Origin of the sequence: Paraburkholderia sp. JPY465 (assembly GCF_050436725.1) — a bacterium.
GTDB classification, from domain to species: Bacteria; Pseudomonadota; Gammaproteobacteria; order Burkholderiales; family Burkholderiaceae; genus Paraburkholderia; species Paraburkholderia youngii.
On sequence record NZ_JBNDMT010000006.1, the window covers coordinates 912,555 to 934,913 of the forward strand.

14 protein-coding genes are annotated in these 22,359 nt (G+C 63.6%); 6 read left to right on the forward strand and 8 right to left on the reverse strand.

The genetic code is table 11. The features are described from left to right. Positions 1-3 precede the first annotated feature (3 nt). From tssK to QFZ94_RS37545, 6 genes are all read left to right on the forward strand, one after another. Positions 4-1,353, forward strand: coding sequence for a type VI secretion system baseplate subunit TssK (gene tssK, locus QFZ94_RS37520; protein ID WP_429463006.1), 1,350 nt, complete (start codon positions 4-6; stop codon positions 1,351-1,353). Next, positions 1,350-2,684 (forward strand): type VI secretion system protein TssL, long form, encoded by a 1,335-nt coding sequence (gene tssL / locus QFZ94_RS37525; RefSeq protein WP_429463008.1) that lies wholly within the window; start codon positions 1,350-1,352, stop codon positions 2,682-2,684. Before tssK ends, tssL begins: the two co-directional genes overlap by 4 nt. Positions 2,685-2,697: 13 nt before the next feature. After that, entirely contained in the window at positions 2,698-6,648 is a 3,951-nt protein-coding gene (tssM, locus tag QFZ94_RS37530) for a type VI secretion system membrane subunit TssM (RefSeq protein ID WP_429463009.1), read from the forward strand. 33 nt (positions 6,649-6,681) lie between these two features. Continuing rightward, entirely contained in the window at positions 6,682-9,594 is a 2,913-nt protein-coding gene (locus QFZ94_RS37535) for a type VI secretion system Vgr family protein (protein ID WP_429463010.1), read from the forward strand. A gap of 89 nt (positions 9,595-9,683) precedes the next feature. Further along, entirely contained in the window at positions 9,684-9,950 is a 267-nt protein-coding gene (locus tag QFZ94_RS37540) for a PAAR domain-containing protein (RefSeq protein WP_368582691.1), read from the forward strand. 16 nt (positions 9,951-9,966) lie between these two features. After that, positions 9,967-13,155 (forward strand): DUF6531 domain-containing protein, encoded by a 3,189-nt coding sequence (locus tag QFZ94_RS37545; protein WP_429463011.1) that lies wholly within the window; start codon positions 9,967-9,969, stop codon positions 13,153-13,155. A 150-nt stretch (positions 13,156-13,305) separates the two neighbouring features. Here the strand turns inward: QFZ94_RS37545 and QFZ94_RS37550 are convergent, their stop codons facing one another. The 8 genes from QFZ94_RS37550 to QFZ94_RS37585 form a co-directional block, all read right to left on the reverse strand. Then, entirely contained in the window at positions 13,306-14,709 is a 1,404-nt protein-coding gene (locus QFZ94_RS37550) for a GlcNAc-transferase family protein (protein ID WP_429463012.1), read from the reverse strand. Between the two features lie 40 nt (positions 14,710-14,749). Continuing rightward, positions 14,750-15,766 (reverse strand): fimbrial protein, encoded by a 1,017-nt coding sequence (locus QFZ94_RS37555; protein WP_429463013.1) that lies wholly within the window; start codon positions 15,764-15,766, stop codon positions 14,750-14,752. Between the two features lie 73 nt (positions 15,767-15,839). Next, entirely contained in the window at positions 15,840-16,910 is a 1,071-nt protein-coding gene (locus tag QFZ94_RS37560) for an ImpA family type VI secretion system protein (protein ID WP_429463014.1), read from the reverse strand. Continuing rightward, positions 16,907-17,974, reverse strand: a complete 1,068-nt coding sequence (gene tssG / locus QFZ94_RS37565) for a type VI secretion system baseplate subunit TssG (protein ID WP_429463015.1) — start codon at positions 17,972-17,974, stop codon at positions 16,907-16,909. The genes QFZ94_RS37560 and tssG overlap by 4 nt, the downstream gene beginning before the upstream one ends. A 2-nt stretch (positions 17,975-17,976) precedes the next feature. Continuing rightward, the gene (tssF, locus tag QFZ94_RS37570) at positions 17,977-19,857 is read right to left on the reverse strand and encodes a type VI secretion system baseplate subunit TssF (protein ID WP_429463016.1); all 1,881 of its coding nucleotides are present in this window, start codon (positions 19,855-19,857) and stop codon (positions 17,977-17,979) included. A 1-nt stretch (position 19,858) separates the two neighbouring features. Beyond that, entirely contained in the window at positions 19,859-20,377 is a 519-nt protein-coding gene (gene tssE / locus QFZ94_RS37575) for a type VI secretion system baseplate subunit TssE (protein WP_368582591.1), read from the reverse strand. After that, positions 20,374-21,210, reverse strand: a complete 837-nt coding sequence (locus tag QFZ94_RS37580) for a type VI secretion system accessory protein TagJ (RefSeq protein WP_429463017.1) — start codon at positions 21,208-21,210, stop codon at positions 20,374-20,376. The genes tssE and QFZ94_RS37580 overlap by 4 nt, the downstream gene beginning before the upstream one ends. Beyond that, on the reverse strand, positions 21,194-22,204 hold the full coding sequence (locus QFZ94_RS37585; protein WP_429463018.1) for a TagK domain-containing protein: 1,011 nt from the start codon (positions 22,202-22,204) through the stop codon (positions 21,194-21,196). The genes QFZ94_RS37580 and QFZ94_RS37585 overlap by 17 nt, the downstream gene beginning before the upstream one ends. Positions 22,205-22,359: the final 155 nt, after the last annotated feature.

Below are 22,359 nucleotides of genomic sequence, written 5' to 3' on the forward strand. Positions count from 1 at the left end.
TCGATGAGTTGGTATAGCAAAGTTGTTTGGAGCGAGGGACTTTTCCTGCGCCCGCAATTGTTTCAGCAGCAGGAGCGGTATTTCGAGTCGTTCGCGCATCGCCGCAGTGCGCCGCTGAGCCCCTTTTTCTGGGGCTTCAGCCGTTATGAAATCGATCAGGAATCGCTGGCGTTCGGCAAGCTGGTGTTCAAGAGCGGGCTCGGCGTATTTCCGGACGGCACGCCGTTCGAGGTGCCGGGGCTGACGCAGCCTCCGCCGCCACTGACGATCGGACCGGAGCATCAGAACCAGGTGATTTACCTGGCGATCCCGCTTCGCCTGCCGAATACCGAGGAAACGGCCTTCACCGAGCAGAGCGGATCGCTGGCCCGCTACCATGCGTACGACACCGAACTGCGCGACAGCAATGCAATCGGCCAAGGTCCGAAGCCCGTCCAACTGTCGAATCTGCGCCTGCGGCTGTTGCCGGAGAAGGAGCTGACACAGTCCTGGATCGGTATTGCGCTGACGCGCGTGAAGGCACTGCACGCCGACGGCGCCGTGTCGCTGCACAGCACCGACCACATTCCGCCCGTGACCGGTTACGGCGCGAATCCATTGCTGCGCGAATGGGCGATGCAACTGCACGGCCTCGCGCGACTACGCGCCGACGCGCTCGCCGCTCGACTGTCAGGTGCCGATGGCCGTTCGGGCGCGGCGGCCGAAGTGGCCGACTATCTGCTGCTCCAGGTGCTCAATCGCTATGAGCCGCTGCTCGAACATATTTGCCAGCTCGAGGAGACAGCGCCGGTCAACCTGTATCGCGAGCTCGCCCTTTTTGCGGGCGAACTTTCGACGTTCGTGCGTCCGCAAACGCGCCGTCCGCGGCCCGCTCCAGGCTATGACCACGCGCAGCTCTACGGCAGTATCAGGCCGCTCGTCGAGGAGGTTCACTATCTGCTGAACCAGGTGTTGATTCGCGGTGCGCAGCCCATTGCGCTTACGGAGCAGGCGCACGGCATCCGTACGGCCGCGATGTTGCCGAACGAACTGGCTGGCTATTCGAGCCTCGTGCTCGCGGTGGGCGCGCAGATGCCTTCCGAATTGCTGCAGCAGCAGTTTCTTGCCCAGACGAAGATCAGCCATCCGCAGCGCTTGCCGGAATTGATCCGTTCGCACCTGCCGGGTCTGACGATAGCCGCGCTGCCGGTTCCTCCGCGTCAGATTCCGTTCAACTCGGGCTTTATCTATTTCGAACTGTCGCGTACCGGACCGTTCTGGGAACAGATTGCACGGCACGGAGGGCTCGCCATGCATGTCGCCGGACACTTCCCGGAACTCAAGCTTGAACTGTGGGGCGTGCGTCAAAAATGAGTACCGGCGCATACGGGGATGATGCGTTCGACTTTCTGCTGAACCCCGACAACTCCGCTTCTGGCCAGAGCCAGCCGTCTGCATTGCCCGCTGGGCGTCCCGCAACCGCGGCCGTCGCCAATCAGGAACCGGTCGTCGATGCGGCTGCCTTCGATCCGCCGGAAGACGTGCAGACGCGTCTCGAGCGCATGAAGACCGCGCGCAATCCGTTGCGTGAAGCCGCGCAGCCTTTGTTGCGCATGCTGGCGGACATGCCGGCTTCGCTCGATTCGTCGGCCGCGGTCGCGAGCTTGCGCTCGCTGCTGGTGCGTGAGGTCGCCGCCTTCCAGAAGGTCTGCGACAAGGCAGGTTTGCCGTGGAAACACGTGGCGGCTGTTCGTTATGCGCTGTGCACCGCGCTCGACGAAGCCGCCAACCGCACGCTTTGGGGGAGCGGTGGCATTTGGGCCGCGCGGGGTTTGTTGCTGAAGTTCGAAGGAGAAGTGGACGGTGGCGAGAAATTCTTCCTGCTGATCGGCCGCATGGCAACCGACCCCCAGGAGTACATCGACGTCCTAGAGGTGCTGTATCGCATTCTCAGCCTGGGATTCGAGGGACGCTACAGCGTTGCCGCGGACGGTTCACGTCATCTGGAGCAGATCCGGCAGCGGATGCTGACGCTCATCAGCGGCACGCGCGACACGCTGCGGCTCGAACTGTCGCCGCATTGGCGCGGCGAGGCGCCGGGCAGGATGCGGCTGCTGAAAAGCGTCCCGGTCTGGGCGACGGCGGGCGTCGCCGCGCTATGCGTGTTCGCGCTGTTCGCCTGGTACGAATATCGGCTTCTGGCGCAAGGCAATGCGCTGCAAGCGAAGATTCTCGCGATTGGAGCGCCGATCAAGGTCGCGGCTCCGGTCGTTCACGAGCGCTTGCGCCTGGCCGTTCTGCTGAAGGATGAGATCGCTCGCGGCCAGGTCCTGGTCGAAGAGAACGACAGCAGCAGCCGGGTCGTGTTCCGTGGCGACTACGTGTTTCTTCCGGGGCAAAGCCGCATTCGCCCGGAACTTGACCCGGTGTTGACCAGGGTGGCACAGGAGGTCGCGCGGGTCGGCGGCCATGTCACGGTGACCGGGCACACCGACAATCAGCCGATTCATACCGCGGAGTTTCCCGACAACCGCGCGTTATCGGAAAAGCGTGCGGCGTTCGTCGCCGACGTATTGAAGGCGCACGGCGTGCCTGCTAATCGCATCGCGGCCGTCGGCAAGGGCGATACACAACCTGTCGCGGACAACGGTACAGCGGAAGGTCGTTCCCGCAATCGGCGCGTGGAAGTCTTCGTCGCGCATTAACGGGAAAGCCTTGATGTCTTATTTGAACCGCTTATCGAAATTTGTGCTGACCCGCCAGACGCTGGTGCTCGCCGCGATCCTCGTGGCGGCTGTGGCCGTCTGGTTCGTGGGGCCTCTGATCGCATTTGGCGACTACCGGCCGCTAGACAGCGTGCTCTCGCGCGCGCTGTCGATCGCCGTGCTGTTGCTGCTGCTGTTGTTCTGGCTGCTCGGCTGGTCGCCGGGCGTCATCGGCGTCGCGTTGCTGTGTGTTGCGCTATGGTATTTCGGACCAATACTCGCGTTCGGCGAAACGCATCCGCTCGGCACCACATGGTCCCGCGTGCTGCTGATCTCGGTGTTGCTCGCCTGCTACGCGATCTATGGGCTGTATCGCCTGTGGCGGGCAGTTCGCAGCGACGACGTGCTGCTGCAGCGCGTGCTGAACCCGTTCACGAAGAAGTCGGCCGCGACCCCTGTCGCACGAGAGGAAATCCGCGCGCTTCACGCGGTCGTCGCGAAGGCCATCGACAAACTCAAACGCATGCGCGGCGGACCGGCGGGGCTGCGTCGTCTGCTCGAAAGCCAGCGCTATCTGTACGAACTTCCGTGGTACATGGTGGTGGGCTCGCCGGGTGCCGGCAAGACGACGTTGATCCTGAACTCGGGTCTGGATTTCCCGGAGGCGGAGCAGATGGCCGCGGCGTCGCTGAGAAGCCGCATCGAAACGGATAATTGCGACTGGTGGTTCGCGAACGAGGCGGTGCTGATCGATACCGCCGGCCGTTATGCGGTTCAGGACGCAGCGTCGCAAGACGCCGCGAAGGTCGACGTCAAACCGGCAGACCTGAAGAGCGCGAACGAGGCCGAATGGCGCGGCTTTCTCGGGCTGCTTCGCAAGCGGCGCCCGCGCGCGCCGATCAACGGTGCGTTGCTGGCCGTTTCGGTCGAAGAGCTGTTGACGCGCCCAGCGTCTGAACGAAAGGCGCTAGCCGCGTCGTTGCGCGCGCGGCTTGGCGAGTTGCGACAGCAGTTGGGGATTCGATTCCCGGTCTACGTACTCGTCACGAAGCTCGATTTGCTGCCCGGCTTCGGGGAGTATTTCCAGTCGTTGACGGCGGAAAGCCGCGCGCAAATCTTCGGTTTTACGCTGCCTTATCAGGAAGAGCCGGAACAACACGGCCGCGACACATTGCGTCTCACCTGCGCAGCCGAGATGCGTGAGCTGGAGCAGGGACTCGAAGACGGCATCAACACGAGGCTGCAGGAGGTGTACGAGGTCGATCTGCGCAAGAAGCTGTATGCGTTGCCGTCCGAATTTCGCAGCCTGTGCGCGGAACTCGATGAATTGCTCGCGCTGGTGTTTCTCGATTCGAAATACGACGACACGCAGTTGAACAGCACGCTGCGCGGCGTCTATTTCACGAGCGCAGCGCAAACTCACGAGGCCGTGTCCGCCGACAGCACCACACTGTTGCAGCGGCTGCGTCGCGGGCTCGCGGGTTCGTTCGGCGCCGCGCCGAAAACGCTCTCGCCGTCGTCCTGCGACGCTACGCCTACCGCCTATCGCGGCTATTTCTTGCGCAATCTGTTTAAGCACGTAATCCTGGCCGAAGCGCATCTGGTGCGGCCGAACCTGTACTGGGAAATCCGTTTCCGCGCGTTGCGTGTTGTCGGGCATCTGCTCGCGATCATCATCGCGGTGTGGCTGATTGGTGCTCTCGTCGTGAGCTTCGGCAATAACCGCGAGTATCTTGCGGCGATCGGCGGCAAGACCGATGGGCTCGCCGCGCGGGTCCTGTCGCAGCGCAAGGCGCCGCAGCCCGGGGCGACGGGGTCGATACTGTCAGCGTCGCGTGACCTGCCGCAGTTCGACGGCATCGACCTCGACAGCCCCGGTCTCGCATGGCGCTACGGGCTGTACACGGCGCCCGCCATCAGCGCCGCCGCTAACGAGACCTACGACAGTCTGCTGAAACAGATGCTGCTGCCGCAAGTCATCGGCCGGCTCGAAACGGTGCTCGACACGCAAATTGGCGCACAGGACGCGGACGGCGTTTATCGCACGCTGACGGTCTACCTGATGCTGTTCGATCGCTCGCACTACGACGCGAAAGCGATCAAGGCCTGGGTGCTCGGCGATTGGGAACACGCCAACAGCGTCGCGCCGCTGGGCGAGCGCAGCGTGATGGCGCGGCATCTCGACGCCCTGATCGATGAAAGGGTCCCCGCGGTGCCGGCGAAACCGGTGAATGCGCAGCTGGTGCGTCGCGCGCGCGAGTTCCTCGGCCGCAATCCGGCGTCCGGACGTCTCTACGAACGCGCGACGAACACCATGGCGCCGGAGGCGCCCGAGAACGTCACGCTGCTGAGCGCCGCGGGTCCGCAGGCCACTACCGTGTTCATGCTGGCCAACGGCTCGACGCTCGCGCGAGGCATACCCGGTCTCTATACCTACGATGGCTATCACGCGGTATTCAACAAGCGCCTGCCGGAATTTCTCGAGCAGGCGCGCAAACAGGACGCGTGGGTGATGGGCGAGGCCGAGGCGTCGACAGGGTGGTGGCACGCACTGCGCAAAGATAGGCTCGCCGACGATATCCGTCGCCAGTACTTGACCGACTATGGCAACTACTGGAGCCAGTTTCTCGACGACGTAAGACCGGTGTCCGGCAGCGAAGGCACGCTGGCGCCCGATCTGCAGACCTTGCGTACGCTGGCTGCGCCGGATTCGCCACTGGCGAGACTCGCGCGAACCGCCGCGCGCGAGACGTCGCTGTCGGTCGCTGACGGCGCGGACGAGCCGTCGGCCGCCGGGAGCGCCATCAACGTGATCATGCGTCGCTCGCAGGGGGCGCGCGCCGCGAGCGCCGTGGCCGCAACCGCCACCATCGGGCAACTGGCGCAGCAGAAGATGGAACGTGAACTGGTCGACCGACGCTTTGCCGCGCTGCGCGAAGTCGTGACCGGCCAGGCCGATAGCGGGAGCGCGCTCCCTGGCGGCAGCGGCGTGCTGCAGCTGGGCGGCGTCATCGGGCTGATCAACGAGCAGTACACGCGTCTGATGACGGCCGGCGACGTGCTCGCCACCAACAGCATGCCGCCCACGGACGACCTCGGCGCCACGATGCAGCTCGAGGCGCAGAAGCTGCCGCCGCCCTTTCGCGCCGTGCTCGTGGGTCTCGCGTCGCAGTCGTTGCGTAAGGTGGACCGCAACGTCGGCTCGCTGCTGACGATGCAGGTCGAATCGAGCGTTGGCGCGCAATGCCGCCGTGCAGTCGAAGGCAAATATCCGTTCGTCGCGAGCGTCCAGGAAGTCGACATCGACGATTTCAACCGCGTATTCGCGGCAGGCGGCCTGCTCGACGACTTCTTCCATAAGACGCTTGCCAGCCGTGTCGATACGAGCATACGGCCGTGGCGTTATAAGCCGGTGAGTCCCGGCATGCCGCCCATGCAGGGACCGAGTCTCGAACCGTTCGAACGCGCCGCGGCGATCCGCCAGACGTTTTTCCGCGATCCCGGCGCGACCCGGATGTCGTGGAACGCGGGTCTCAGGGTCGTGTCGCTGGACCCCGAGATTACCGATCTGCTCGTCGACGTCGACGGGCAAAGCCTGCGCTATGCGCACGGTCCGGTCACGTCATTCCCGATCACATGGCCGGGGCCGCGCGGCGGCTCGATGGCCGGCCTCACCGCGAATCCGCGCGTGCGTCCGGACACGTCGACCGTGATGACCGAGGGTCCGTGGGCGCTGTTCCGTCTGATCGACCGGGGCCGTGTGACGTCGACGTTGTCGTCGAGCCGCTCGGCAGTGGACTTCAATTTTGACGACCGGCACGCGGTTATCGAACTGACGTCGGGCGGGCAGTCGGGACCGCAACTCACCGCGTTGCTGCGGGATTTTCGTTGCCCCGGCAGTGGAAGCACGCCGGCAAGGCGAACGGACGCGTCGTCAGGCACCGCATCGTCCAATGAGCTGTAGCGCCTTTTCGATAAAGAGAACTTAGAGGAGTGCATGTCAAGTAATCCCTTGAACGCGATAGGTGTGCAAAGCCGCGCAGTGACCGTATCCAGCGCGGCGATACCGAGGTGGCCGGCTCAGAGCGCGGACGGACTGACGCAGCCGGCGCTGAAGTTCATGTCACTGAACGGCGACGAGCAACTCGGCAAGCTGTTCGAATACGAACTGCTGTTGCGCACGCCCGACGATTTCACGGTGCCGCTTGCCGTCAGTGCCAATCTCGACCTGAAGGCGCTGCTAGGCAAGGAAATGACCGTCGCGATCGACCTCGAGCCGAGCGCCGATGCCGAGGCGGCTCAGCGTGAAATCACCGGACTCGTCGCCGCCGCGCAATACCTGCGTCGGCAAGGCCGCTACAACGTCTATCGTGTCGTGTTGAAGCCCTGGCTGTGGCTGGCCACCCTGACGACCGACTACAAGATTTTCCAGAACAAGACGGTCATCGAGATCATCGACGAGGTTCTGAAGGACTATCCGTATCCGGTCGAAAAGCGCCTCGACGTGAGCCGCTATGCGCTCGAAGGCGAGAGCCCGACCAACGAGCCGCGCGCCTTCCAGGTCCAGTACGGCGAGACCGACTACCACTTCATTCAACGCCTGATGGAGGAGTGGGGCATCTACTGGTTTTTCGAGCATGCCGACGGCAAGCACCGGCTCGTGCTGTGCGATCACATTGGCGCGCACCGTCAATCGCCGAACTCCGCATACCGGACGCTCGCGTTCCAACCGCAGAACGGCAAGACCGACACCGAATACATCAGCGCGTTTTCGACGGCGGAAGTTTTGTGCACCGGTCACTATGTGACGAGCGACTTCGACTTCACACGTTCGCGGGCCGACATGCGAGCGATCAATCAGCAGCCCCGCGACACCAGCTGGAACCTGCTCGAGCGCTACGACTGGCCGGGCGACTACACCGACGGCAGCCACGGGGAACTGCTCGCGCGTACGCGCATGGAAGCGCTGCGGGCGCCGGGCACGCGAGCGCAAGGCGAAGGTAACGTGCGCGGACTGGCGTGCGGGCAGACGTTCGTGTTGAGCCACTACGATCATACGGCCGCGAACTGCGAATACCTGGTGATCGGTACGAAGCTCGCCCTGACCGGTACGCCGGATGAATCGGGTAGCGGTTACGAGTACACCTGCAGCAACAAGTTCGACGTGCAGCCGACAAGCGAAGTGTTCAGACTGCCGCGCGAGACGTCGAAACCGATCGTCAGCGGGCCTCAGTCGGCGGTCGTCGTGGGTCCCGAGGGCAAGGAATTGTGGACCGACGAATTCGGCCGCGTGAAGGTCCGCTTCGTCTGGGACCGCTACGGCCGCAACGTCGAAACCGACTCCTGCTGGGTCCGTGTGAGCCAGGCGTGGGCCGGTCAGGGTTTCGGTGGCATCTACATTCCGCGCATCGGCCAGGAAGTCATCGTCGATTTCTGGAACGGCGACCCGGATCGCCCGCTGATCACCGGGAGCCTGTACAACACGGTGACGCGTCCGCCCTATGAGTTGCCTGGCAACGCGACGCAAAGCGGTTTCATGAGCCGGTCGATGGAAGGGGGCTTGCAGAACTACAACAGCATTCGCTTCGAGGATAAGGCGGGCGCCGAGGAATTCACGGTGCAAGCCGAGCGGGACATGAACCGCCTGACGAAGCTCAACGAATCGCACGTGGTCGGTGCCGACTACACGATCGGCGTGGCCGCGGCGCACAGCATGACCGTTGGGGCGACTTCGAGCACGGTCGTTGGCGGCAAGTATTCGATGAGGGTGAAGAATGTTGCCTTCCATTCCGTCGATCTTGGACAGTTCGTTTCGATCGGCGGGCTCGAGGAGACTGCGGTTGGGGGTGCCTCCACTCTGACGGTGGGCGGGGCACGTACGGTCACGGTCGGTGGCGCGTCCACGCACGCGGTGGGGGGGGCCTATTCGCTGTCGGCTGGAGGGGTGCTGTCTATCGTGTGCGGCAAGTCGTCTCTGACGATGAACATGGATGGCGAGATCAAGCTCATCGGCAAGTCGATCCGCATCCAGGGCGACACCCGTGTCGTGGTGCAAGGCACGCCGCTGGACCTCAACCCCGGTGACATGGAATGCGGCAGCGCAGTGACGGTGCCGGTTCCTGTAGTGGTGCTTGATGCGCTGGACGTTCCAATTATTCCGCCGCCGCCTTCGGAGGAACCACTTCCGACGATGGATCCGCTTCCGACGGAAGACCCACCGCCTTCGGAAGAACCGCCGCCTTCGGAGGAGCCGCCGCCGTCGGAAGAGCCACCGCCTTCGGAAGAACCGCCGCCTTCGGAAGAGCCACCGCCTTCGGAAGAACCGCCGCCTTCGGAAGAGCCGCCGCCTTCAGAAGAACCGCCGCCTTCGGAAGAGCCGCCGCCGTCGGAAGAGCCGTCACCTTCGGAAGAGCCGTCACCTTCGGAAGAGCCACCGCCTTCCGAAGAGCCGCCGCCTTCCGAAGAGCCGCCGCCTTCCGAAGAGCCGCCGCCTTCCGAAGAGCCGCCGCCTTCGGAAGAGCCAACGCCTTCGGAAGAGCCAACGCCTTCGGAGGAACCGCCGCCTTCGGAAGAGCCACCGCCTTCGGAAGAGCCACCACCTTCGGAGGAGCCACCACCTTCGGAGGAGCCACCGCCTTCGGAAGAGCCGCCGCCCTCGGAAGAACCGCCGCCTTCGGAAGAGCCACCGCCTTCCGAAGAACCACCGCCCTCGGAAGAGCCACCGCCCTCGGAAGAGCCGCCGCCTTCGGAAGAGCCGCCGCCTTCGGAAGAGCCACCGCCTTCGGAAGAGCCACCGCCTTCGGAAGAGCCACCGCCTTCGGAAGAGCCGCCGCCTTCGGAAGAGCCGCCACCGTCGGAAGAACCGCCGCCGCCGACTGAAACACCACCGGCAACCGGCACCGACGCGTAACAGCGTATTTCGCAATACCGTGCAGCCGGCGGATGCCTTCGCGCATCGCCCTGCACGGTCTTTCAATTTTCATTGGGAGAAGATCGATCATGTTTCCAGCGGCTCGCAAAGGCGATGCGATCGGACATGGCGGTTCGATCGCTGGGGGTTCCCCGACGGTCTTCATCAATCAAATGCCTGCGGCGCTCGTCGGTATGAGTTCTGCCGTTTGCACACTGCACCCGGGCTCGCAAGCTGTGGTCGCGGGTTCGGGCACGGTATTGATCAACAACGTGCCGGCGGCATTGGTTGGCGGCCAGGTTTCGTGTGGCGCGGTGTGTTCCGCTGGCTCGCCAGACGTGCGCATCGGTTCATGATGACGATGGTGGCCACGTGACGACGGGACTCGCGGGAATCGGCGGCGAGCTGCTCAGCCTGCCCGGCGTCGTATTGCCCGTCGCCTGTGTCGGACCGTTGCTCGATCGCTGTGAGCGGCTCGGCGACCTGGTCGACCGCTTTCGGATACGCCGTGCGCTGTCTGGCATTCTGTGCGGCTCGGTCGATGTGATCAGCGGCGGCAAAATCTGCCTGCCTGCCGACGAAACCGACTTCAGGCTGCGAGGCCGCCTTCCGCTCGGATGGTCGCGTTGCTATTCGAGCGCGCAGCACGCGCTCGGACTGCTCGGCGTCGGCTGGCGCACGAACTGGGAAGTCACGCTGCACAAGCGCGACGATCAACTGCTCTATACCGACGAATACGGCAGCACGCTCAGCGTGCCGTTTCCCGAGCCGGGGACGCAGGTGATTGCGTCGGCTGCGCAATTGCACATCGCGCATCTGAGCGACGGACGCTTCGTCGTTGCGGATCTGACGCCGCACTACCGCGTGTTCGGCGATTTCGACGCGAACGGAATCGCACGGCTCAAATACGTCGAGGATCTGCGTCAGCAGCGGATCGGCCTGATCTGGGACCCAGACGGGCGCTTGCTGCGCATGCGTGGGACCTGCGGCCACGAACTGCGCATGCACTATGAAGCGCGGATGGGACCGCGTTTGAGCGCTGTCGAGTGTGTCGACGGCGGTCCCACCGGCGCGCTGGTCCAGTATGGCTACAGCCAGCATGGCGAACTCACCGAGGTGCGCAACCGGGTCGGGGAAATCGTGCGTCGCTTTGCATACCGCGATGGGCGGATCGTCGAAGACGCAGACGCGCTCGGCATGGCGACACGCTACGTATGGCAGACGATCGGCGGCGCCGCGCGCGTGGTTCGACGAGTTACGTCGGAAGGCGCGCGTGATCGCTTCGCCTACGACTTCGATAGTCAGATCAGTGAGGTCAGCGATGTCTTCGGCAACGCGGCGCATTGGCAGTACGACGACCACGGCCGCGTGCTGTCGCACACCGACTTCGACGGACGACGCTACCGGTTCGGCTACGACGCCGCCGTCGCGCCGGTCACACTGCAACTGCCCGGCGAGCGGGAGGTTCGCATCGAATACGATGCGCTCGGACGCGTCGCGTGCGAGACGGACCCGCAGGGCGCCACCCGCTCGACGCAGTATGCGTTTGCGTCACGCGAGCCCGTGTCGGTCGCGTTGAGCGATGGCCGTGCGTGGACGTGGGCACGCAACGATCGCCTGCAGCCGTTGCACTATCAAACCCCGTCGGGAGAATTCACGCGTTTCGAATATGGCGACGCTGGCGATGTCGTACGCTCGGCTGATGCGCACGGAGGCGCCACCACCTTCGCGCATAACGCGTGGGGACAGGTGACATGTCGCACTGGAGTCGGCGGGAGCACGACACGCTACGAGTACGACGTCAACGGTTACGTCGTCAGCCTGACCGACGCGCTCGACGGCGTCACGCGAATCGAGCGCGATGGCCTCGGCCGGCCGTTGACCATCACACGTCCGGACGGACAGGCCGAGCGTCATGAGTGGAATGCGGCTGGCAAGCGCACGTCGTTCGTTGGCCCGAGTGGCCGAAGCCGGCACTGGCATCGAGACCGGCGAGGCAACGTCGTACGCGCGGTCGACGAAGAAGGTCACGTGATCGTGCGTCGGTACGATGCGCATGGGCGCCCGGTTCGAATCGAAAGCGCGAACGGCGCGGTGCAGGTGCTTCGGTGGAATGCGAGCAGTTGCCTGTCGATCGCGGACGCCGATGGCGTGCAACGCAGCTTCGACTATGCGGCTAGCGGGCAGGTCCGTTGTCTCACGTGGAAGGCGGGCGAGCAACAGCGTTGCGAAACGTTCGACTACGACCGTGCGGGCCGGCTGATCCAGCGCGAAACCCCGCATAGCCGCTATATGTACCACTACGGACCGGGCGGATTGCTCGACTGCGTGATCCGCGAGCCGACACCGGAGGGAGGGCTACTCGGTATTGGAGCGGATGAGATCCGCTTCGAACACGACGCCGGCGGACGTCTGATCGCCGAGCACGGCGCAAACGGCACACTGCGTTACACCTACGACGCCGCTGGCCGCATTGTCGCGACTCAGCTGCCGCAGGGGCAGGAGCTGCGTACGCGCCGCTTCGAAACCGGCGACATCGCGTTCATCGAACTGGGCGAACGGCAGATTGCGCGCTTCTGGTATGACGCGATGAGGCGTCCGGTTGCGCGCACGCAAGGTCGCTTGCGTACGCATACGGGCTTTTCGCCGCTCGGCTTGCCGGTGTGGTGGCGCTCGGTGACGGGGCACGACGTGGATACGCCGGGCTCCGCGACAGAACCTCTCATCGAATTGTGGCGCGAAGTCGATTACAGTCCCGCTGACCTGATCGTCAGGACGGGCGGCGAGCGCGACGGTCAGATGTGGTACGACTACGACCGGCGTGGGTGTCTGTTGCGCTCGGTCTCGGAGAACGGGGACATCGAGTATTTCACGTGGGACGCCGCCGGCAATCTGCTCGATACGCCTGGCGGCAGCTGGTTCCCGGCCGTGTATCCGGACCACCGGTTACGGGAATGCCGCGGACATCGTTACGACTACGATGTGTGGGGACAATTGGTGCGTAGAAGTGGCCGCGACCATACGCTATCGCTTGATTGGGATGCGGAGGGGCGCATCATCGCCGCGCATCGCCAGGGCTATACCGTGCGCTATCAGTACGACGCAATCGGTCGGCGTATCGCCAAGCGTATCGAATCCACTGCGCCACGGCGCATGCAGCAGCTATCGATGCCGGAGCGCGACGAGGTCACGCGCTATGTATGGCAAGGACACAGACTGATCCAGCAGCGCCGCGCGATGGAACTGCGCACCTACCTGTATCAACCCGAACCCGACGGCTCAACCGGCTTCGCGCCGCTCGCTTGCGTGGACCAGGCCCTCACCGATGATGGTGCGATCAAAAGCACGCAGGTCTATCACTATCACACGGACGTCGCCGGTACGGCCGTCGCGCTCACGGACGAGACTGGCCGGGTGGTATGGCGTGGGCGTTATCGTGCGTGGGGCAGTCTCGTGACGCCGGAGTGGCAAAGCAGCGACGCGTTTGCGCAGCCACTTCGCTATGCCGGCCAATACGCCGACGATGAAACCATGCTGTATTACAACGGTGCGCGTTTTTAGGATCCTCATGCGGGCCGCTACATCAGCCCCGATCGCAACGGCGAACCCGGAGGCAGTCCGTACCGCTACGCGCCGAATCCGCTGACGTGGTGCAATCCTCTCGGCCGCGCGACGCCGGAGGCGTCTCCGTGCGTCGTCGTCGCGGACGCATCATGCATCGCTGGCGCGTCTGACCCGGCTCAATACGTTGCCGGCGTCGTCGAACAACTCCACGACGTAGCTGGCTGGGACCCGGCCAAGTTCTGATTCGAAAGTCACATGAAAATCGAGCCAATCGTTTTTCCGGCATCGGGACAGACCGCTGGCGTCGACGGTTTCGCGGCGTAGTTCCGTCTCGCCGTTGTCGTAGATCACGACGGCAACCGACGTTGCGGCTAGCAACGCGTGCTCGACGCCGGGCATGCTCACATGCCTGTCGAATCCATTCCGATGTACGCACACGCGGACGTCGTTTGCGCGTAGCAGAGAGGCCTGCCATGTCGCTTCGTCGGGACGCTGAGAGCCCGGGGTGGGTGGATCGTCGTTCAATACCGACTGTTGGACTCCGCGCCACTTGAAGCTGATGCCCGCGTAGGCCTCGTAATCGGCGAGCGTGCGTTCGGCCCCGAGTCCATACTTGCCGAACTCGGCGTCAGCCAGCGTTTGTCCGTCGATACCGAGCAGCGCACGATTGCGCTGCAATGAGCGCTCGTTGCGCTCGTGCCAAGGCTCGCCGATCTCACCCCGTTCCTTGGCCTCGTGACTGTGGTCGTTCCACATCTTGACGCGATATGAACGCAGATATTCGTGCCACCCGATCAGCCTGTGCGGACTGTACAGGTCATAGCCGTGCGTGAACGCTCGGACCGCAAGCGAGATCTCCTCGCCGTGAAAGAAATAGTCGGGATCGTGCTGAACCACTTCGGCAAAGTGGCCGTCGGCAAATGCGAAGTGTGCGCTGAAGAAGCGCGAACGGACCGGGCGAATGCGCGTTCTCCAGTCGGAAAGTGTTTTCGAGCGGAACAGGACGACCCCTTCCTTCGAAAACCTCGCATAGGCCAATATCCTCGGCTCGTCGCTCGATCGAGCATCGTCGTTTTCGGGGTCGTACATCGGAAGGTAAGCGGTCAAAACCGGTTTGGGGCTTTCATCGCGTAGCGACTCCAGCATCTCGATTGCGAGCGTGTCCCAACCGTCGACGAAGCGGTGGTGCGAGTCGAGTTGCAGTGTGTAGCGCTCGCCACCGTATCGCTGCTGGACCAGATTGCGGGCCCAGCATGCGCCCTGCGTCATCATGTGGGGGACGTCGATCAATTCGATCTTCGCTTCACGATGACTGAGATGGTGAACGGTCCAGTTGCCGGTCTGCTCGGCTCGCCAATCGCCTAAGCCCTGCTGCCAGAACTGGATCATCGTTTCGTTGTGCGCATGCTGCCAGCAAACGATGATCCTCAGCAGATTCGGCCTGCCGGCTTTGTCGATCAAATCCAGCAGGGTAGGGACCAACTGCGGGTCGCGATAGCTCGCGATTTGCACGAAGATCGAGTTCGGCGGTGCGACGGGTATCTCGGTCATGCTAGTTGCTTCTAGTAGACGTTTGCCGTTGATAGTCGGTTTAAAGAATGGTCATCGTGACTGTTGCGGTTGCCTGGATCTTGCCGGCGGTTGGTGTCGCTGTGCCGACGCGCAGCACGGTCGCCTCTAGTGCGAACGGCGATTGCATCGCGCCCTGCGGGGTGTGGACGAGGGTGCTCGACGGATCGTTGGGCCGGAAAACTATTTTGCTTGCAACGTCCCGCAAACGAATCGCGAGATGCGTCGCGCCGGTGTTCTTCAGCATGCTGCTATCTTCGGTATCGGGGGTTCCGGAAAGTGCAGCGGTGATCGAAGCCGGTGGCGTGGGGCCGGTGCAGAGCACCGTAAAGTCGACTGGCCGGGTCGGCCCGCTTGTCGTCGATACATCGCTCGGGCCGAACGTGCCGAAATCGATGTTCAGTGTGCTGGTATTGACCGAGCAACTTGGAAGAACCTTGACGTTGATGCTGCCGCCTGTGATCGTCACGACCTGACGGCCGTCACCCTGGGCGACACCGGCTCCGATGGTGCTGAGCATCACGTTGACGTTGCTTGCAATGTCGCCCGTTTTGACCAGTTCGATCTCGAATTGCGAGCCGATGCCGAAGCGGCCATAGATAACCTGATTGGGTTCGCCTGCGGCAAAGGAAGGCGTAAACGGGAGAGGCGAATTCACGCCGGTCGCGCGAAGATAGGTCAAACGAAAGCCGATTCCTGGGACGTTGGTGTTATAGACGATACCCCCAGCTACAACGGACGGCGTTGCGTTGGAATAGTGTATGGATACTGTGCCTCCGTTGGTGCAATCCGCGAAGTTCGCATAGGTAGCGTAAGCCGGCGAGACGCCGGTGGCGATCACCGAGCCGACCGGCAACGCCGGGTCGATCGATACCGAGCTTTCCCGGAACGGTACGTTGACCAGTATGGTCTGTCCCGCGAGGTAGCCTTGAGACAGCAGTTCGGAAACTTGCGCAGGCTTCAACTGGGTGCAGATCGCGAACGCGAAATGGGGCATCGCGAAGCAAACCAGGATAAAAAATTGGACGAGTCTTTTCATTGGAGGATGTTGGTTGACCGGCGGACCGTAGGGGCCGACAGCGGAGAAATTGCGCAGATGCGCGCACGTTGCCTCAACCGTCGAACTCATCCCATTTAGCGAGTAAATCGGCGGGAATGATATGGGCGAGTTCTGAAAACCGTTTGCCCACCATTCGCTCCGACTGGCGCAGCAAGACAATGACCGGACTGCTCGGTTCGTTTTGCTCGAACCACATGCGTGTCCCCTGAATGGCTGCGAGCGCGTTCCAGCGATCCATTGGACACGGCGCGGTGATTGGCGGATCGGCCGGCGCGTCGGACCGCGGTAGCGTTGCCGCAGCGACGCTAGCCGGCGCCGGTCCATGCGCAGTGTCGTTGTCCTGTTCATTGACGGCTCGAGCGGGCACGGGCGTCGGCCCGGATGCGCCGCCACCGTCCAACCGATGCTGCGCGAATGGCTGCAGTGCTCGGGACAACGAGCCGAGATCGGGCGCATCGACGCCGAGCGTCTCATCGCACCAAGCGGCGATGCGCTGCGTCAGACACTGCGCTTCGACCAATGCGGCAAGCGCCGCGTCGCGTCGGCCCCACCATTCCTTTAGCAAGCGGGCGACGGATTCAGGAGCGAGCGCGTCCTTCTGGCGCGGCGTCGCGAACGATTTTTCGATGTCGCGCAAATGCAGTTGCAGCCCGGCCGCCCTTGGCATCGGGATGTCGCGCGCATCGGCCAGCATGCCATCCGGTTCGACGAGTCCGCCGATCGCGTTGGCGAACATCGCCGGGTCTCGTTCGCCTTCGAACACCGGCGGCGGGTGGAGCGCTTCGCCATGGCATTCGAGCATCGCCATCAGCAAAGCCAGGCCATCGCGCAGGCCGGCCGCGCCGTCGAGCCGGGTTCGACAACGCAGCAGGATCACCGCGAGGCGGATGTCTTTCGTGCGCAGCAGCAGCGCGCGGCAATCGCGTTCGATGTCGGCCCAATTGGCCGTTGGCGGCACGTCGACGAAGTCGCCGTACTGCGCTTCGGCGCGTGGGGCCGCGGCCGCCTGCAGCATCACGAAAGCCGGATCGTATTCGAGATCGGGACCGCAAGGCGCGTGCGCCGACACCGGTTCGAGCAGATCGGCGTAGCGCAGCACGACGGCGGGAGTGTGGGCGTTCATGCGAAGGAACTCCGGGGTCGGTCGTTGTACTGTTCAGGTTCGAAAATCATGCCGACGACCGGAAGGTCGTCGACGGAATCACCGAGCCACGTCGAGTAGCCGAGTCTCTGCGACGTGCCGATGCAGGTGGGTGGCGCCGCGCGCGGGTTGACGAGCAGCTTGACCTCCCACGCGTATTCATGGCCGACGAAGGCCCGCACCCATTCGACGAACGTCGGCAAGTCCTCGCCGTGCGGCGTGAGGCGCAGATACTGATCGAGGTCGAGCGGACCCACGACGAGCCGGAACTTGTGTTGCCGGTCGGGGATGGCCTCGCCGAGCTGCGCGCATTCACCGATGATCGCCGCGGGCCCCGGCACGCCGAGCCTCGTATGTTCCGATGCGCACAGATGGATCCAGTGCGGCACGAACTCTTCGATGGTCATCGGAACACCGAAGTAATGCGAGAGCGTCGCCTCGATGCCGTGCGGCGTTCGCGCCTCGCGCACGAGGTGCGCCGCCGCGCTGTAACGCGAATGCGTGGGCAGACAGGAATGCTTCGCCTCGGCCGGGTCGACGCCGATCAGACTGGCGACGTAGAACGAAAACGTTTCGTCGCCGGCACGGTCGAGCGACGCGGTGGCTTGCCCCGATGCCCACGCGCGATAAAACTGTGACAGTGCGCGGTGATGGAACAGATCGACGATGCCGACGAGCGCATGATCCTGGTAGCTTTCCACACGACTGTGCGCCAGTTCGGTCATATGCAGCGGCAGCGGCCCCTGCGGCCCCCACAGGCCGAGCCCGAACAGCCGCACGTCGAGGCGACCGTCTCGCGTGCCGAGCGACGCGATTTCGCGCGGCGCAAAGGCCAATGTGGGCTGCTGACCGATCCGGAACGGCTCTTCTCGCGGCAGGCTCGCGGTGCCCGGCAACGGCATCAGCGGGTCGCGCGCGGCGATCGCGCGCAGCAGGCTCAGGAAACCGGACTGCCACGGCGTGTCGGGATCGAACCACGCGTCGAGCGATTGCGGATCGAGCGATGATCGCGTCGGTGCGACGGCGCTCGCCAATGTCCCGTCCATGCTCATACCGCTCCGCGTCCGCCCATGCGCGGCCGCCATTGGGTGATCAGGCCGCGTTGCATCGAACGAAGTTCGGTTTCGGAGAACACGTTGATCGAAACGTGGCGCGCGAGGTAATGCTCGAGCACGAGGCCGAACAGATACGGGCTGATGCCTGAGAAGCCGGTTTCATCGACCGTCAGTTCGCAGCGCACGCCACGCCCATAGACGAGCAGTCCGTCGCCCGGCAAGCGACGCACCACCGGTTCGGTGCGAGCACCGACCAATGCCTCGATTTGCCGTGCCTGTTCGCGCTCGCCTGGCGCGATGAAGAGGCCGAGCATGTTGCGCAGCGCCTGGCCGCCGTCGCCGTGGTCGAGGTCGGCGAGCGGCATGTAGTTGAAGCTCAGCTGCCGGATCAGACGCCACGCCGTTTCGCCGCTCGCGTACGGCGCGCGCGGCGCGCTCGGTGCATGCACGAGGCGCACGCCTTCGATCGGCACGGAATCGGACATCGTGAGGTCGGTTTTGCCGTCACGCGGAATCAGGCGCGGCAGGTCACGGTTCGTGACCCACGCCTCGACCGACAGATAGCGGATGTCGTCGGCGTACGGCGCCTCCGCCTGATCGACGAGCGACACGTAGACCTCGGTGCCGATATACGGCGTGCGGGTGCCGTACCTGCGTGCATTGGCCGACAGCGCGCGCTGCTCACGACGCACCGAAAAATAGCGGCCGTGGTTGCCCACATCGCTATGCAGCGTCTGATAAAACGGATTGAATTCGACTTCGAGCGATGTTTGCGCCCGCTGACCGAATACGCGCGACACCGAAAAAATCTCATAGTCGAGCGGCCGGGTGCGGTCGGCGAGCAGATGAAAATCGGTTTGCGCGCGATTGATTTCCACGCGATCAGTGCGCTTTCGAAACAGGTTGATGACCGGCGTGCAGAACAGCAGGAAACGCGCTGCGTCCACGTGCGCGGCCAGCTCTTCCGGCAGACGGTCGAGCAGCAGCACGATCTCCGCTTCCTTGCTGTCCACGCGCGCGAGACCGGCCGCGAGCTGCGTCAGCGCGAAGAAATAGAAGCGCTGGCGGCATGCGAAGTATTCCTGCAGCAGATTGTGGCCGTGAAATGTATTCCAGGTAAGCGGCAGCAGGCACTGCTCCGCTTGCAGACCTTCGAATTCGACCGAGGTTTTCGCGACCACGTGCCCTTCGTCGCGCGACGCACCATACGCGCGCACGACCGAAGCGACGCTACCGGCATGGATCAGCTCGAACAGGTGCGAAGCGATCCGTTCGTCACCACCGATGTAGATGGGCAGCCGGTCGAAGTTCGTCATCTGGCTGAACTTCACTTCGCCGGTTGTGCGCAGGCGCAGCCGCAACGCGCCGCGCAATTGCACGTGCGGCAACAGATGGCGATCGGTGTCGGGGATATCCGGTGGCACGGCGGTGAGCCGGGCTTCAACGATCTCGATAGGCCATAGCGTGACGTCCTGGCTGCTGCGGAATTCGCATGCGGTTTGCTCGCCTGGCGGGATTGCCGAGCGCAGCATGCTATGCCGGGGCACTTTCAGCCCTTTCGTGAAATCGCCTTCACGCAGGCTCGGACGCAACTGCGCGACGGCGATCGCCGGCGTCGGCGCGACGTAATTCGGATAGACCACTTCGAGCAGGCGCTGCGTAAACCGCGGAAACTCGGCGTCGAGTTTGATCTGTGTGCGAGCCGACATGAAGCAGAATGCCTCGATGAGCCGCTCCACATACGGGTCGGCGACGTCGATGCCCTCCATGCCAAGGCGGCGCGCGATCTTCGGGTGCTGCGCGGCGAACTCGCCGGCCATTTCCCGCATGTACGTCAGTTCGCGGCTGTAGTAGTCGAGGAATTGCGGGTCCATGTCAATTTCCCCTGCCGGTGTCCGCGTCGAACGTGACGTGATTCGTTTCGATGTCGAAAGCGCTCTGGATGCGAAATTCCAAGGGATAGGGCGACCAGCGCATGAGGCCGTGAATCTCGAACACGAGCTGGTTGTAGCGTACCGGGTTCTCGCTATTGAGCGGCCGGATGCGCAGCGACTCGGGAATCAGACGTGGCTCGAAGCGCACGATTGCGTTACGGACCATCTTCTCGACGGTCTCCCAGTTGCGACTGGCGAGGTAGCTTCCGGACAACGCGGGGATGCCGTAATTGACGACCGATTCGGCTAGCATCGGGTAGCGCGCGATGTCCATTTCGTCGTCCAGGTTCGTCGTGTTGAGCAGCAGGCTCAGATCACGCTGGATGATGCGGCGCATGCCTTCGCTGTTCGGCGCATAGGCCTCGGGCCGCTCGCTGCGCCGTGCGGGCGCATCGTCGAGCAGGCGGTCGATCAGCGACGGCATATAGGCTTGCCGGTGCCGCGCGTCGGACCTGGTCATACGTGCTCGTCGTGATTGAACCGGCATTCGCCGATGTCGAGCAAGCCGACGTCGCCCTTGTCGGTGCTCCAGGTTTTCTGGCCGAGCGCGATCACGCCCGTTTCTCCAACGTCTTTCCAGGTAGTTTCGCGCGCGAGCCGGGTGGCAGCGGAGCCAGTTTCCGAGCCGGGATAGCGCACCGGCAGATAGCCGCGCAGGACAGTCGCGTCGCGTAGGCCCACGACGGCCGAGCGCCAGACGAGGTCGGTCAACGCGGTGACCGGACCGAGCGTCAGCGATTTCATCGAGTCGAACGGCACCCAGCGATAACCGCCCGCGACGGTCAGCTCACACACAGGACCCAGCCGGCTGTCGCTATCGGTGAGCCACTCGAATTGGCCGATCTGCGTGCTTTCGCCGCGAGTGGCCGGCGCGGCGTTCAACGCGGCGCCGCGCAGTTCGTCGGCGGCGGCGAGGTTGCCTTCGCCGAACTCGAGATTGGCTTGCAGCAGCGATTTCACCCACTCGGGCAGCGGCTCGATCTCGCCCGGCGTGCGCTGACCCGCGAACACCTCGGCGCGGAACATCTCGCTGCGGATCAGCCCGCGATACATCTGGGCGCGCGACGCACCTTCCGGCTCGAGCGTGGCCCACGTCTGCAACTGCTGTAGCGCGCGGTTCCATTCGCCGTCGAGGCACAACAGCTCGAACAGCAGCCAGCGTTCGCGCAGGTTCGACGGATGCTTGCGCACGTTGTCGATGGTTTGCTGCTTCAGTTCGCCGTAGGTTTGCGCGTCGAGCAGGCTGCTAAGGGTTGGAGTATCCGACTTGGGCAGGTCAGCGGTTATTTTCATCTGAAAATGCAGGCTCTTCGTATTCGATCGATTCAGGCATGGCCATGTGGCTGTCCATGCTCACCAGGTGATGCTCTTCGCGTGCGAGCAGCGCGGTCCTGCTCGCACGGTGTGCGGGAATTCCGCGCGGCGCGAGCAGTGCGAGGATCTCGTGCGTTTGGTCCGCCTCGAAAACCTGCTCGGCACCGAACGAGTCAAGATCATCGAGCAGGGTGTCGATGTTCTTCCCCTTCGTCAGCAGGTCGAACACGGATGTTTCCATTTGCGACGGATCGACAAGTTCGGCGAATGGATCGGGAGATGACCCGATGATCGGCTCGCTCTGAGCTTCGGCCGACGCCTTGGGCTCGGGCGCGTTCCCGCTTTTCTGGTTCAGCAGCGCGTCACGGTATTCGAGCGTGAGCGCGGCGAGCGGGTCCGCTTCATCGATGTCGGCTGCCAGAAGCTTTGCCATGCCGTCGTGTCCGCCGTGTTCTGCTGGATGCGGTTCGCGCCGCGACGGCAGCGGATCGTCATCGTTCTCGTCGGCTAGTGCGATCAGGTCGCCGAAGTCATCCGGTTTCGTGAGCACGGGCTCGATCCGGGCCGCGGGCGAATTCGCGCTCGACGGTGGTGTCGGGACAGAGTCTTCAGGCGCGTTCGCTTTTTCGAGATGCGGGTTCATCAACAAATCGGGCATAGGCTGAAAGTCGGGATGCGCGTTCGGAACAGCGTCAGACGAACACGCCGCGCCGGCGCGACCGTTTCGCGAAACGGCGCGAACGAGCGCGAGAGACTGGATGGTTCGTGCGAACGTCCTGAGCGCACTCGCTTCGAAAGGCGAATGGTCCCAGCGAGCGTGATATCCCGTCATGGCTTGGCCGGTATGCAATGGCGAATCAGATCCGACTGTAAAGCGCGCATTGTTAAAGGACTCTCCCGACGCAGAAATAAAAGGAACACCAACTAAAACTGCGGGCTGGCATCCGGCAGATGTGAATGCTACTTCGCGCACCTCGAGCGGAATATGGGCGACGGCCCAAATACAAGTAGCGATCGACCGGCTATCCTTTGTCGCTCGATCAGTGTGGCCAGCACGCTTTTTCGGACACCTGCTCGCGGAATGCCGGATGCCACGGCAGAGCCACGCCTCTTCGCAACAAATATCTT